Source organism: Actinomadura formosensis (genome assembly GCF_050948385.1).
Classification (GTDB): Bacteria; Actinomycetota; Actinomycetes; order Streptosporangiales; family Streptosporangiaceae; genus Spirillospora; species Spirillospora formosensis.
The window spans coordinates 2,950,216-2,963,690 of the sequence record NZ_CP192011.1; the positions used below are offsets into that span (position 1 = coordinate 2,950,216).

Here is a 13,475-nt window from a genome sequence, read left to right on the forward strand (position 1 = left end):
AAACAGAGAGGGAGCGATCGTGCCGCTCGTCATCGCCATGGACGGACCCTCCGGTTCGGGCAAGTCAAGCGCGTCCAAGGGGGTCGCCCGTGCGCTCGGGCTGCGGTACCTCGACACCGGCGCGATGTACCGGGCCATGACGTGGTGGATGCTGGAGAACGGCGTCCCGGTCGAGGACGGCGCCGCCGTCGCGGCCCGCGCCCTCGACCCGGAGATCGCGTGCGGCACCGACCCGGACGCGCCCGCGATCACGGTGGACGGGACGGACGTGTCCGGCCCGATCCGCACCCGCGAGGTGACGAACGCGGTCAGCGCGGTCAGCGCCGTCCCGGCCGTCCGGGCCCGGCTGGTCGAGTTGCAGCGCGAGATCATCGGCGCCGGCGGGATCGTGGTGGAGGGCCGCGACATCGGCACGGTCGTCGTGCCGGACGCGCCCGTGAAGGTGTACCTGACGGCCAGCGAGGAGGCGCGCGCCGCGCGCCGTGCGAAGGACCTCGCGGCCGACCCGGGCGCGTCGGTGTCGGTCACGCAGGCCGAGCAGGCGCGCCGGGACCGGCTCGACTCCACCCGGAAGGCGTCGCCGCTGGCGAAGGCGGCCGGCGCGCACGAGATCGACTCGACGGAGCTGAGCCTCGCCGAGGTCATCGAGGCGGTAGTCCGCCTCGCCAAAGAGCATGAGTGAGCATTTGAGCGAATACGAGATCGAGACGGCGGACGTCGCCGAGGACGCCGCCGGGGACGCGGGACCGGCGCCGGTGGTGGCGGTGGTGGGGCGGCCGAACGTCGGCAAGTCCACCCTCGTCAACCGGATCCTCGGCCGCCGCGAGGCCGTCGTGGAGGACGTCCCGGGCGTGACCCGCGACCGGGTCGCCTACGACGCGACATGGAGCGGGCGCCGGTTCACCGTCGTCGACACCGGCGGATGGCTGCCCGACTCCTCCGGCCTGGCCGCGGCGATCGCCGAGCAGGCGCGCCTGGCGGTCGACCTGGCCGACGTGGTCATGTTCGTGGTGGACGCGACCGTGGGCGCCACCGACGTGGACGAGGCCGTGGTGGAGATCCTGCGCCGGTCCGGGAAGCCGGTGGTGCTGGTCGCCAACAAGGTCGACGACGCGGGCGCCGAGTCGGACGCGGCGCTGCTGTGGTCGCTCGGCATCGGCGAGCCGCACCCGGTCAGCGCCCTGCACGGGCGCGGCAGCGGTGATCTGCTCGACGCGGTGCTGGAGGCGCTGCCGGAGCAGGCCCCGCCGGAGACGTTCGGCGCGGAGGGCGGCCCGCGCCGGATCGCGCTGCTGGGGCGTCCGAACGTCGGCAAGTCGAGCCTGCTGAACAAGCTCGCGGGGGAGGCCCGCGCGGTCGTGGACTCGGTGGCCGGGACGACCCGCGACCCGGTGGACGAGCTGATCGAGCTGGGCGGCAGGACGTGGCGGTTCATCGACACGGCCGGGATCAGGCGGCGGCACCGGGAGAACCAGGGCGCCGACTTCTACGCGACGCTGCGCACGCAGTCGGCGCTGGAGCGCGCCGAGGTCGCGGTGGTGCTGGTGGACGCCGACCAGCCGCTCGCCGAGCAGGACCTGCGGATCATCTCGATGGTGGTCGACTCGGGCCGCGCGCTGGTGATCGCCTACAACAAGTGGGATCTGCTGGACGAGGAGCGCCGCCACTATCTGGAGCGCGAGATCGACCGGCAGTTGCACAACGCGCGGTGGGCGCCGCGGGTGAACATCTCCGCGAAGACCGGCCGGCACGTGGAGAAGCTGGTGCCGGCCATCGAGACGGCCCTGGAGGGCTGGGGGACGCGGGTCCCGACGTCCAAGCTGAACCAGTTCTTCGCCGACCTGGTGAACGCGCACCCGCATCCGGTGCGGGGCGGCAAGCAGCCGCGTGTGCTGTTCGCGACGCAGGCGGGGGTGCGTCCGCCGCGGTTCGTGCTGTTCACGTCCGGGTTCCTGGAGGAGGGGTACCGGCGGTTCATCGAGCGGCGGCTGCGGGAGGAGTTCGGTTTCGCCGGGACGCCGCTCGACATCACGATGAAGATCCGCGAGAAGCGCGGCAAGGGCAGGAAGTAGCGGTGCGCGGGTGCGGCCCGCCGGGGATCTTCCCTGGCGGGCCGCGGCATGTCAGGATGCCTGCTACGGGGCGCGGGTAAGTCTTCCATTACTCGACGAAGGGTGCGATGTGAAGCTGCTGCTGCTCATCTCCGCCGCGGCCGTCTGCGTGGGTCTCGGTTTCGCCTGGCGGGAGCCGTGGATCGGCGGGGTCGGTCTGCTCGTCGCGTTCGCCGCGATGTTCACCGACCGTGACGACGTGCCGACGGACGAGGAGCGCGGCAGCTACGAGACCACCGCGGCGGTCCGTAACATGCGCGCCCGCAACCGCTGACGGCCGTCAGCGGTCGTAGCGCGGCTCGCCGGCGACGTGCTGGTCGTCCTGCCGCGGCTGCCGTCCGGGCTGGTTCTCGGGCGCGTGGCGTCCGTAGACCAGTGGCTGCGTGGTGTTCGAGCCGCCGGGTTCGGGCTCGTCCAGCAGGGCTCGTTCCCGGACGCCGACGACGGCGAACCGGCCGAGCGCGGACGCGGCGAGGAACACGATGACGACGCCGAGGCCGGTGAGTCCGGCGAGCTGTTCGGCGATCCGCTGCCCTTCGCCCGTGCCGAGCGGGGCGCCGACGCCCTGGGCGTCCCACAACGGCGCGAGGAGCGGGCCGACGGCGAACCAGGCGCCGCCGAGCGCGGCCAGCCAGCCGCCGAACATGCCGGACACCCGGTTGGCGCTGAAGAGCAGTATGAGCCCGCCCAGGACGACGGCGGCGGCGGGCACGATGCTGAACTGCAGCCGGGCGGTGGTGTAGACCCAGGTGTCGTCCGGCGCGAAACCGAAGCCGAAATAGGGGCCGACGAAGGGCAGCAGGCCGCCCCACAGGCCCAGCGGGATCAGCAGGATCCCGCTGAGGGCGCCCCGGGTGCGCGGGACTCGCATGGTCCCAGTCATGATCATTCCTCCTGACCGGGCTGTCCGATGTTGTTTTGGGACACCGTTTACCCCGAGCTGGGCGCTCCACACGGCCAGGAAACCCTCACTTGTCCCAAAAGGGGACATTTTCGAAGGGCACGGCAGGGAACGGCTCGGAGACAGGGCGAAGGTGGGAATGACCACAGAGGCGGCGCCGAAGGGGCGCCTGTCGCACCTGCGGGTCGGATAGCCCTGGTCAATCCATGTTTTCCAGCCATGGAGCGCTCTTTCCCTTGTATATGCGGTTGGGTAGGGTTGCCGCGTGACCACGTTCAGGATCGGTGAGGCGGCCGCGCTTCTCGGGGTCGGCGCCGGCACCGGCTCGCATCCCGGCGTGCTGGGCCGGGCGGGCTTCGAGGCGCCGTGAGGGAGCGGTCCGGAGCCGGGCGCCCGCCATGGATCCTGCTGCTGCCCGCGCTGGCGGGGCTGGGGTTCCTGGTGCTGCCGCTTTTCGGGCTGCTCGTCCGGGCGCCCTGGTCGACGCTCGGCACCCGGCTCATGCGGGCGCAGGTCCTGGACGCGCTGCGTCTCTCCCTGCTCAGCGCCACCCTCGCCACCTGCCTGTGCCTGGTGCTCGGCGTGCCGCTGGCCTGGACGCTGGCCCGCGTCCGCTTCCCCGGTGTCCGTCTCGTCCGCGCGCTGGTGACCGTGCCGCTGGTGCTGCCGCCGGTCGTCGGCGGTGTCGCGCTGCTGCTGGTGCTCGGACGGCGCGGCCTGGTCGGCGGCTGGCTGGACTCGGCGTTCGGGATCACGTTCCCGTTCACCACCGCCGGGGTCGTGCTCGCCGAGACGTTCGTCGCGATGCCGTTCCTGGTGATCAGCGTGGAGGGTGCGCTGCGCGCCGCCGACCTGCGCTACGAGGAGGCGGCCGCCACCCTCGGCGCCGGCCGCTGGACGGTCTTCCGCCGGGTCACGCTGCCGCTCGTCGCGCCCGGAGTGGCGGCCGGCGCCGTGCTGTGCTGGGCGCGGGCGCTCGGTGAGTTCGGTGCCACGATCACCTTCGCGGGCAACTTCCCCGGCCGGACGCAGACGATGCCGCTCGCCGTCTACCTGGCGCTGGAGACCGACCCGCAGGCCGCGATCGTGCTCAGCCTCGTCCTGCTCGCCGTGTCCGTCGTCGTCCTGGCCGCGCTTCGGGACAGGTGGGTGAACACCTCCACATGAGCGGGAGCACCGGGGACAGGGGGCTGGACGCGCGGCTCGTCGTGCGGCGCGCCGGGTTCGATCTCGACCTGGCGCTCACCGCCGCGCCGGGCGAGGTCGTCGCGCTGCTCGGGCCCAACGGCGCGGGCAAGAGCACCGCGCTGCGCGCGCTGGCCGGGCTCGTCCCGATGGCGGGCGGGTACATCCGGGTGGACGGCGAGGACCTGCGCCCGCTGCCGCCGGACCGCCGCGGCATCGGCATGGTCTTCCAGGACTACCTGCTGTTCCCGCATCTCAGCGCGTTGGAGAACGTCGCGTTCGGGCCGCGCTGCCAGGGCGCGGGCCGCCGCGCCGCCCGCCGCGTCGCCGCCGGATGGCTGAAGCGGGTGGGGCTCGCCGAATACGCCTCCGCCCGGCCCCGGGCGCTGTCGGGCGGGCAGGCGCAGCGCGTCGCCCTCGCCCGTGCGCTCGCCGTCGATCCGGGCCTGCTCCTGCTGGACGAGCCGCTCGCCGCCCTCGACGCCCACACGCGGCTGGAGATCCGGGCCGCGCTGCGCCGCCACCTCGCCGGGTTCGCGGGCGCGGCCGTGCTGGTCACCCACGACCCCCTGGACGCGATGGTGCTGGCCGACCGCATCGTGGTGATCGAGGACGGGCGCCTCGTCCAGCAGGGGACGCCCGCGGACGTCGCCCGCCATCCCCGCACCGGCTATGTGGCGCGGCTCGTCGGGCTGAACCTGTACCGGGGACGGGCGGAGGGCGGCACCGTGACGATCGGCGACGGCGACCGGACGCTGGACACGGTGGACTCCCTCGACGGTGAGGTCTTCATAGCCTTCGCGCCGTCCTCGGTGGCGCTGTACCGGACCCGTCCCGACGGCAGCCCCCGCAACCTCTGGCGCGCCCGGGTGGCGGCGGTCGAGCGGCAGGGGGACCGCGTCCGGGTGCGGCTCTGCGACCCGCCTTTCGACGCCGTCGCGGACGTGACCCCGGCGGCCGTGGCGGAACTCCAATTGTCGGAGGGCAGCGCGGTCTGGGCGGCTGTGAAGGCCACCGAGACCCACGTTTACCCAGCTTGAGCCGATCAAGGCCGGGAAGCGCCGGACGCCGCCCCGTCCCGCCCGACTCCAGGTGATAACAATCACAAAGCGGGCATGATGCCCCAAAAGTGGACGGGATTGGTCCAGACCAAATGGCAAAAACGACGGGTCTTGTTCATCATGCAAACATCCTGCGAACAGCTGAAGGAGTTGCCCGTGTCCATCCAGGTCCCCGGCCTCGACCAGGCCCCAACCGGCCACACCGAACTGATTGAGTGGGTGCGCGGGATCGCCGAGCTGACCAAGCCGGACCGCGTCGAGTGGTGTGACGGCTCGGACGAGGAGTGGGAGCGGCTGACCGGCCTCCTCGTCGAGCAGGGCACGCTCACACGGCTCGACCCGGCCAAACGGCCGAACAGCTTCCACGCCGCGTCCGACCCCACCGACGTGGCCCGCGTGGAGGACCGCACGTTCATCTGCTCCGAGAAGGAGGAGGACGCCGGTCCCACCAACAACTGGGTCGCGCCCGCCGAGATGAAGGAGACCCTGGACGGGCTCTTCGACGGTTGCATGAAGGGCCGCACCATGTACGTGGTGCCGTTCTGCATGGGCCCGCTGGGCGGCAACATCTCGCAGCTCGGCGTCGAGATCACCGACTCCGCCTACGTCGCGGTGTCCATGCGGATCATGACGCGGATGGGCGAGCGCGCGCTGCGGCTCATCGAGGAGCGCGGCTCGTTCGTCAAGGCCGTCCACTCCGTCGGCGCCCCGCTGGAGCCCGGCCAGCAGGACGCCAAGTGGCCCTGCAACTCCACCAAGTACATCACCCACTTCCCCGAGACCCGGGAGATCTGGTCGTACGGGTCCGGGTACGGCGGCAACGCGCTGCTGGGCAAGAAGTGCTACGCGCTGCGCATCGCGTCCACGATGGCCCGCGACGAGGGCTGGATGGCCGAGCACATGCTCATCCTGAAGCTGACGCCGCCCACCGGTGAGACCCGCTACGTCGCCGCCGCGTTCCCGTCCGCGTGCGGCAAGACCAACCTTGCGATGCTGGAGCCGACCATCCCGGGCTGGAAGGTCGAGACGATCGGCGACGACATCGCCTGGATGCGGTTCGGCGACGACGGCCGCCTCTACGCCATCAACCCGGAGGCCGGGTTCTTCGGTGTCGCGCCCGGTACCGGCGAGAGCACCAACTCCAACGCGGTGAAGACGCTCTGGGGCAACAGCATCTTCACCAACGTGGCGCTCACCGACGACGGCGACGTGTGGTGGGAGGGCCTCACCGACGAGCCGCCCGCGCACCTGACCGACTGGAAGGGCAACGACTGGACGCCGGACTCCGAGACCCCGGCCGCCCACCCGAACGCCCGCTTCACCACCCCGGCCGGGCAGTGCCCGATCATCGCCGACGAGTGGGAGGACCCCAAGGGCGTCCCGATCTCGGCGATCCTGTTCGGCGGCCGGCGCGCCTCCGCCGTCCCGCTCGTCACCGAGTCGTTCGACTGGCAGCACGGCGTGTTCCTCGGCGCCAACATCGCCTCCGAGAAGACCGCCGCCGCCGAGGGCGCCGTCGGCGAGCTGCGCCGCGACCCGTTCGCGATGCTGCCGTTCTGCGGCTACAACATGGGCGACTACTTCGGCCACTGGCTGGAGATCGGCAAGGCCACCGACGCCGAGAAGCTCCCGCGGATCTACTACGTCAACTGGTTCCGCAAGAACGCCGACGGCAAGTTCGTCTGGCCCGGCTTCGGGGAGAACAGCCGCGTCCTCAAGTGGATCGTCGAGCGGCTGAACGGCAAGGCCGACGCCGCCAAGTCCCCGATCGGGCACCTGCCGACCAGGGAGGCCCTCGACACCGACGGCCTCACCATCGACGACGCCGACCTGGAGATGCTCCTGTCGGTCGACACCGAGGTGTGGAGGCAGGAGGCCGCTCTCGTGCCTGAGTTCTTCGAGAAGTTCGGCGACCACATGCCGAAGGCGCTGTGGGACGAGTACCACGACCTGGTGCGCCGCCTGGAGAACTGACCCGGGGCCCGGCACCGGGCCGGCACCGGCGTGACCCGAGGGCCGGGCGCGGACTTTGCGAAGTCCGCGCCCGGCCTTGGCGTTCCCCACGGGGAACGGCGGTTAGCACTGGAGGAAGTCCCCGTCCCGGAAGGCCCGGAATGTTCGACCTGATGACCCGCCACTGGTGGGTGCTCGCGCTGCGCGGCACGTTCGCGATCCTGTTCGGCATCATCGCCTGGGTGTGGCCGGGCATCACCGTCTTCACACTGGTGCTGCTGTTCGGCGCGTACGCCCTGGCGGACGGCGTGATCGCGGTGGTGCAGGCGGTCCGCGGGACGACCGGCGGGCCGCGCGGCCTGCTCGCACTGTCGGGGGCCGCCGGGATCGCGCTCGGCATCGCGGCACTGGTGTGGCCGGGCATCACCGCGTTCGTCCTGCTGATGCTGATCGCCGCGTGGGCGGTCGCCACCGGCGTGCTGGAGATCGTGGTCGCGCTCGCACTGCGCAAGGAGCTGAGGGGCGATTGGGTGTACGTGCTGACCGGCGCGATCTCGCTGCTGTTCGGGATCCTGCTGTTCGCGTGGCCGGTCTCCGGCGCGATCGCGATCGTCTGGCTGATCGGGCTGCTGGCGATCATGACCGGCGCCGCCATGATCGGCGTGGCGTTCCGGCTGCGCCGGCTCGGCCGGGCGTCCGGAGGGTACGGCCGGACGGGCCAGGCCGTCCGCTCCTAGCCGCCCGGCCCCGCGTCCCCGACGGAACCTCAAGTCTGGTTGAGGTCGCCTAGGATGCGGGCCATGACACGGCTGGAACACCGGGTGCACGAACTGACCGTCGGGCAACTCGCCGAGCGCAGCGGCGTGGCCGTCTCGGCGCTGCACTTCTACGAGTCCAAGGGGCTGATCAGCAGCCGCCGGACGGCCGGCAACCAGCGCCGCTTCACCCGCGACACGCTCCGCCGCGTCGCGTTCATCAGGGTGTCGCAGCGCGTCGGCATCCCGCTCAGCGACATCCGCGCCGCGCTCGCCACCCTCCCCGAGGAACGCACCCCCACGGTCGCGGACTGGGCGCGCCTCTCGGAGACGTGGCGGAGCGACCTCGATGAGCGCATCCGGCAGCTCGAACGGCTCCGCGACGACCTCACCGACTGCATCGGCTGCGGCTGCCTGTCGATCAGCAAATGCGCCCTGGCCAACCCGTACGACCGCCTGGGCGACGAGGGCCCCGGCCCCCGCAGGCTCCTCACCGGCCGCCCCGCCGGGGACGCCCCGCCCGGGAAGGGCGGGGCGGCGGCGGACGCGCTGCCCGCGGCCTGCGTGGACGCCTGCACCTCCGCGGGCGCTCACGGCCACGCGGACTGACCCCCGGTGCCGGTGTTCCTATGGTGCCGGTGGTCGCGGTGTCAGCGGCGGGGGGCGCGGACGTGGGGGTCGAAGCGGCGCGGGGTCGGTTCGCGGCCGGCCGGCTGGGCCGGCGCCGGGCGGGCCGGGACCTGCTCGATCGGCAGTTCCACGGCCTCGTCGGCGAGGGTGAACTTCTCGCCGTGATGCCACAGGGCGAGGCCCGGGCCGTCCAGCAGCTCGTAGCGGGCCTCCTCCCCGGTCACCCCGACCTTGATCAGATTGCCCCGGTAGCGCATCCGGAACGCCAGCCGGCTGATCCCGCCGGGCAGCCGCGGCGCGAACCGGAGCTCCCCCCTGCGGGCCCGCATGCCGCCGAACCCGGCGACGAGCCCGCTCCACGCCCCCGCCATCGAGGCGATGTGCAGGCCGTCGCGGGTGTTGTGGTTGAGGTCGTGCAGGTCCACCAGCGCGGTCTCGCCGAGGTAGTCGTGGGCCAGTTCCAGCTGGCCGACCTCGGCCGCGATGACGGCCTGGGTCTGCGCCGACAGTGAGGAGTCCCGGACGGTCAGCGCCTCGTAGTAGGTGAAGTTGCGCTCCTTCTGCTCGTCGGTGAACGCTTCCCCGCACAGGTGCATGGCGAGGACGAGGTCCGCCTGCTTGACGACCTGTTTGCGGTACAGGTCGAAGTAGGGGAAGTTCAGCAGCAGGGGGTAGTGGTCGGGTTTGGTGGACGCGAAGTCCCAGCGGGCGTGGTTGGTGAAGCTCTCGCTCTGCGGGTGGACGCCGAGCCGGTCGTCGTAGGGGATCAGCATGGCCGCCGCCGCGTCCCGCCACGACGCGGCCTCCTCGGCGTTCACCCCGAGCCGGTCGGCGACGTCCGGGTGGCGCATCGCCGTCTCGGCGGCCGCCTGCAGGTTCCGGCGCGCCATGAGGTTGGTGTAGACGTTGTTGTCCGCGATCGCGCTGTACTCGTCCGGGCCGGTGACGCCGTCGATGCGGAACACGCCGCCGACGTCGTGGTGGCCGAGGCTGCGCCAGAGCCGGGCGGTCTGCACCAGGATGTCGAGGCCGATCTCTCGCTCGAACTGCTCGTCCCGGGTGGCGTCCACATACCGGACGATGGCGTCGGAGACGTCGGCGTTGATGTGGAACGCGGCGGTTCCGGCGGGCCAGTAGCCGGAGCATTCCTGGCCCCGGATCGTCCGCCAGGGGAACGCGGCACCGTGCAGGCCGAGCTGGCGGGCGCGCTCGCAGGCCAGCGGCAGCGTCATGTGCCGCCAGGCGAGCGTGTCCGCCGCCGCGCTCGGGGACGTGTAGGTCAGCACGGGCAGGACGAACGTCTCGGTGTCCCAGAACGTGTGCCCGTCGTAGCCGGGCCCTGTCAGCCCCTTGGCCGGGATCATGCGGCGTTCCGCGCGCGCGCCCGCCTGCAGGATGTGGAACAGCCCGAACCGGACCGCCTGCTGGATCTCGGCGTCGCCCTCGACCTCGACGTCCGCCCCCTCCCAGAAGGCGTCGAGATACTCGCGCTGCTCGTTCAGCAGGCCGTCCCAGCCGGTCTGCCGCGCGCCCGCCAGCGCCCCGACCACCTGGTCGTGCAGCGCGGGCCGGGAGCGCCGGCTCGACCACCCGTACGCCAGATACTTGACGATGCAGAGTTTCTGCCCCGGCTCCAGCCGTGTCGCGATCGTCAGCCGGCCCACGTCCGGGGAGCTCTCGGTCTCGATCGCCATCGACTCGGGCCCGTCGATGTGGTGCGACATGCCGGCGGCCATCCGCAGCCCGCTCTGCCGCGTACGGTGCAGCAGCAGCACCTTGGTGCCGTTGGCGAAGTGCTCCTCGCTCACCAGCGGGCTGTCCAGGATCGCCGACGAGCGCGGGTCCTTGCCGCCGCCGGGCAGCGCCTCGTTGGCCACGAGCTCGGACTGGGCGACCACGCGGACCGCCTCGCCCACCGGCTCCACCTCGTAGCAGATCGCCGCGACGGCCCGCTGGGTCAGCGACACCAGCCGTACCGAGGTGACCTTGATCGTCTTGTCGGCGGGGGAGGTCCACTCGACGTGCCGGGTCAGCGTGCCCGCCCGCATGTCCAGCACCCGCTCGTGGTGGTGGACGCGGCCGTACCGCACGTCGAGCGGCTCGTCGTCCACCAGGAGGCGGATCACCTTGCCGTTGGTGACGTTGATGACCGTCTGCCCCGATTCGGGGTAGCCGTAGGCGGTCTCGGCGTGCGGCAGCGGGCGCAGCTCGAAGAACGAGTTCAGGTAGGTGCCCGGCAGGCCGTGCGGCTCCCCCTCGTCCAGGTTGGCGCGCATGCCGAGATGCCCGTTGGACAGCGCGAACACCGACTCGCTCTGCGCCAGCCGGTCCAGGCGCAGCTCCGGCTCGCGCACGCACCAGGGCTCCACCGTGAACACCGGCCGGTCGACGGCGATCCGCCCCTCCCGCTCGGTCACCGCTCCTCCAGCAGCTCGGACAGGTCGTCGACCACCACGTCGGCGCCGTGCTCGGCGAGCGCCTTCGCGTGCGCGTCGCCCACCCGGTTGACGCCCACCACGTACGCGAACCCGCCGGCCCGTCCCGCCTGGACACCGGCGAGCGCGTCCTCGAACACCACCGCCTTCTCCGCCGGGACGCCGAGCTCCCGCGCGCCCTCCAGGAACATGTCCGGGGCGGGCTTGCCGGGCAGGTGCCGCTCCGCCGCGACGACGCCGTCCACGCGGGCGTCGAACAGGTCGGTGATGCCGACCGTCCGCAGCACCTGGACGGTGTTGGCGCTCGACGACACCACCGCCGTCTTCAGCCCGGCCTTGCGCGCGGCGCGGACGTAGCCGATGGAGCCGTCGAAGGTCTCGACGCCCCTCTCCTCGATGATCTTGAGCATCAGGGCGTTCTTCCGGTTGCCGAGACCGCGGACCGTCTCCCGGTCCGGCGGATCGTCCGGATCGCCCTCCGGCAGCGTGATGCCGCGTGACGCGAGGAACGAGCGCGTCCCGTCCTCGCGCTTCTTGCCGTCGACGTACCGGCCGTAGTCGTCCACCGGGTCGAACTCGGTGTACGGCCCACCCGTCCTTTCCGCCCGTTCGCGCAGGTAGCCGTCGAACATCTCCTTCCACGCCGCGGCGTGGACGGCCGCCGTCCGGGTCAGCACACCGTCGAGATCGAACAGACACGCCGCCGCCGCGTCCGGCAGTCCCAGCATCCGCACCCCCTGGAATGTCACCATCGAAGAGAAGGCCGAAGGCGATCCGCACCGCGAGATCCGTTCCCGTGCCGAGCGCCGGCATGGGGGCCCGGCCGCCCGAACGAGGGGATCGCGATCCGCGTACAACCCCTCGGTCAGGGTCGCACACGAGGAGGAGTGAGCCAATGCAGAAGGCGCGAATCGGCGTCACCGGGCTGGCGGTGATGGGCCGGAACCTCGCCCGCAACCTCGCCCGGCACGGACATCCCGTCGCCGTTCACAACCGCACCTCCAGCCGGACCAAGGCGCTGGTGGAGGAGTTCGGCGACGAGGGGACGTTCCTGCCGGCCGAGACGCCGGAGCGGTTCGTCGCCTCCCTGGAACGCCCCCGCCGGCTGGTGATCATGGTGAAGGCCGGCGCGCCGACCGACGCCGTCATCGACGAGTTCGCCCCGCTGCTGGAGCCCGGCGACATGATCGTGGACGGCGGCAACGCCCACTTCGCCGACACCCGCCGCCGCGAATCGGCCCTCCGCGAACGCGGCGTCCACTTCGTCGGCACCGGCATCTCCGGCGGCGAGGAGGGCGCGCTGCACGGCCCGAGCATCATGCCGGGCGGCTCCGCCGAGTCCTACGCGGCGCTCGGCCCGCTGCTGGAGGACATCGCCGCCAAGGTGGACGGGACGCCCTGCTGCACCCACGTCGGCCCCGACGGCGCCGGGCACTTCGTCAAGATGGTGCACAACGGCATCGAATACGCCGACATGCAGCTGATCGCCGAGTCCTACGACCTGCTCCGGTACGCCGCCGGGCTCGAACCCGCCGGGATCGCCGAGGTCTTCCGCACCTGGAACACCGGCCGGCTGGAGTCCTATCTGGTCGAGATCACCGCCGAGGTCCTCGCGCACACCGACGCGTCCACCGGCAAGCCGTTCGTGGACGTCGTCCTCGACCGGGCCGAGCAGAAGGGCACCGGCCGCTGGACCGTCCAGACCGCCCTTGACCTCGGCGTCCCGGTCGGCGGAATCGCCGAGGCCGTCTTCGCCCGCTCCGTCTCCGGCCATGCCGCCCTGCGCGAGGCCGCCCGGGACCTGCCCGGCCCGTCCCGCGGCGCCGCCGCCGGCTCCGGCTTCGCCGACGCCGTCGAGAAGGCCCTCTACGCGTCCAAGATCGTCGCGTACGCGCAGGGCTTCCACGAGATCCAGGCGGGCAGCGCCGAGTACGGCTGGAACATCGACCTCGGTGCGATGGCCGCGATCTGGCGCGGCGGCTGCATCATCCGCGCCCGCTTCCTGGACCGCATCCGCGCCGCCTACGAGGCCGACCCGCAGACCCCCACGCCGCTGACCGACGGCCACTTCGCCGAGGCCGTGGGCGACGCCCAGGACGCCTGGCGCGACGTCGTCGCCACCGCCGCCCGCCTAGGCATCCCGGCGCCCGGCTTCGCCACCGCCCTGGCCTACTACGACTCCCTGCGCGCCGGCCGCCTCCCGGCCGCGCTCACCCAGGGCCAGCGCGACTACTTCGGCGCCCACACCTACCGCCGCGTCGACCGCGAGGGCACTTTCCACACCCTCTGGGGCGGTGACCGTACCGAGGTCACCGGGTGAGGAACCTTGATGCTCTGGGCGTCACGGGACCGGAATGGCAAGAGATCGGCGAGATGCTCGATCCGGTGGCGGCCGGAATCGGGGCGGTCGCGGTGTGCGCCGGGAAGCGCCGGTGACGCGGGCA

At 72.2% G+C, this 13,475-nt stretch carries 12 protein-coding genes; 9 read left to right on the forward strand and 3 right to left on the reverse strand.

Going from position 1 to position 13,475, the window contains the following annotated elements:
- The first annotated feature begins 19 nt into the window (after positions 1-19).
- The 3 genes from cmk to ACQP1N_RS13940 all read left to right on the forward strand — a co-directional run bounded on the left by cmk (position 20) and on the right by ACQP1N_RS13940 (position 2,385).
- Positions 20-682, forward strand: a complete 663-nt coding sequence (gene cmk, locus ACQP1N_RS13930; protein WP_242608683.1) for a (d)CMP kinase — start codon at positions 20-22, stop codon at positions 680-682.
- Positions 675-2,072 carry a ribosome biogenesis GTPase Der gene (gene der / locus ACQP1N_RS13935; protein ID WP_067794077.1) on the forward strand — a complete coding sequence of 466 codons (1,398 nt, stop codon included), beginning with the start codon at positions 675-677 and terminating at the stop codon, positions 2,070-2,072. Before cmk ends, der begins: the two co-directional genes overlap by 8 nt.
- Before the next feature lie 109 nt (positions 2,073-2,181).
- Positions 2,182-2,385 (forward strand): hypothetical protein, encoded by a 204-nt coding sequence (locus ACQP1N_RS13940; protein ID WP_433231684.1) that lies wholly within the window; start codon positions 2,182-2,184, stop codon positions 2,383-2,385.
- 6 nt (positions 2,386-2,391) lie between these two features.
- On the opposite strand, the gene ACQP1N_RS13945 is transcribed toward ACQP1N_RS13940, so the two are convergent.
- Positions 2,392-2,994: a hypothetical protein gene (locus tag ACQP1N_RS13945; RefSeq protein WP_433231686.1), complete on the reverse strand. Its 603-nt coding sequence runs from the start codon at positions 2,992-2,994 to the stop codon at positions 2,392-2,394.
- Positions 2,995-3,378: 384 nt separating this feature from the next.
- Here ACQP1N_RS13945 and ACQP1N_RS13950 point away from each other — a divergent pair, with 384 nt between their 5' ends.
- The 5 genes from ACQP1N_RS13950 to soxR all read left to right on the forward strand — a co-directional run bounded on the left by ACQP1N_RS13950 (position 3,379) and on the right by soxR (position 8,575).
- Complete coding sequence (locus ACQP1N_RS13950) at positions 3,379-4,179, forward strand: ABC transporter permease (protein WP_067794080.1); 801 nt, start codon at positions 3,379-3,381, stop codon at positions 4,177-4,179.
- Positions 4,176-5,237, forward strand: a complete 1,062-nt coding sequence (locus tag ACQP1N_RS13955; RefSeq protein WP_067794081.1) for an ABC transporter ATP-binding protein — start codon at positions 4,176-4,178, stop codon at positions 5,235-5,237. The genes ACQP1N_RS13950 and ACQP1N_RS13955 overlap by 4 nt, the downstream gene beginning before the upstream one ends.
- A gap of 177 nt (positions 5,238-5,414) precedes the next feature.
- On the forward strand, positions 5,415-7,232 hold the full coding sequence (locus tag ACQP1N_RS13960) for a phosphoenolpyruvate carboxykinase (GTP) (RefSeq protein WP_433231689.1): 1,818 nt from the start codon (positions 5,415-5,417) through the stop codon (positions 7,230-7,232).
- A 140-nt stretch (positions 7,233-7,372) separates the two neighbouring features.
- Positions 7,373-7,948, forward strand: a complete 576-nt coding sequence (locus ACQP1N_RS13965; RefSeq protein ID WP_067794083.1) for an HdeD family acid-resistance protein — start codon at positions 7,373-7,375, stop codon at positions 7,946-7,948.
- Between the two features lie 63 nt (positions 7,949-8,011).
- Positions 8,012-8,575 carry a redox-sensitive transcriptional activator SoxR gene (soxR, locus tag ACQP1N_RS13970; protein WP_084262503.1) on the forward strand — a complete coding sequence of 188 codons (564 nt, stop codon included), beginning with the start codon at positions 8,012-8,014 and terminating at the stop codon, positions 8,573-8,575.
- A gap of 41 nt (positions 8,576-8,616) precedes the next feature.
- Here soxR and ACQP1N_RS13975 read toward each other — a convergent pair whose 3' ends face one another.
- Complete coding sequence (locus ACQP1N_RS13975) at positions 8,617-11,013, reverse strand: glycoside hydrolase family 65 protein (protein WP_433231694.1); 2,397 nt, start codon at positions 11,011-11,013, stop codon at positions 8,617-8,619.
- Positions 11,010-11,783, reverse strand: a complete 774-nt coding sequence (locus tag ACQP1N_RS13980) for an HAD family hydrolase (RefSeq protein ID WP_242608682.1) — start codon at positions 11,781-11,783, stop codon at positions 11,010-11,012. Before ACQP1N_RS13980 ends, ACQP1N_RS13975 begins: the two co-directional genes overlap by 4 nt.
- A gap of 143 nt (positions 11,784-11,926) precedes the next feature.
- Between ACQP1N_RS13980 and gndA the strand changes: the two genes are divergently transcribed.
- The gene (gndA, locus tag ACQP1N_RS13985; RefSeq protein WP_433231697.1) at positions 11,927-13,351 is read left to right on the forward strand and encodes an NADP-dependent phosphogluconate dehydrogenase; all 1,425 of its coding nucleotides are present in this window, start codon (positions 11,927-11,929) and stop codon (positions 13,349-13,351) included.
- Positions 13,352-13,475 lie beyond the last annotated feature (124 nt).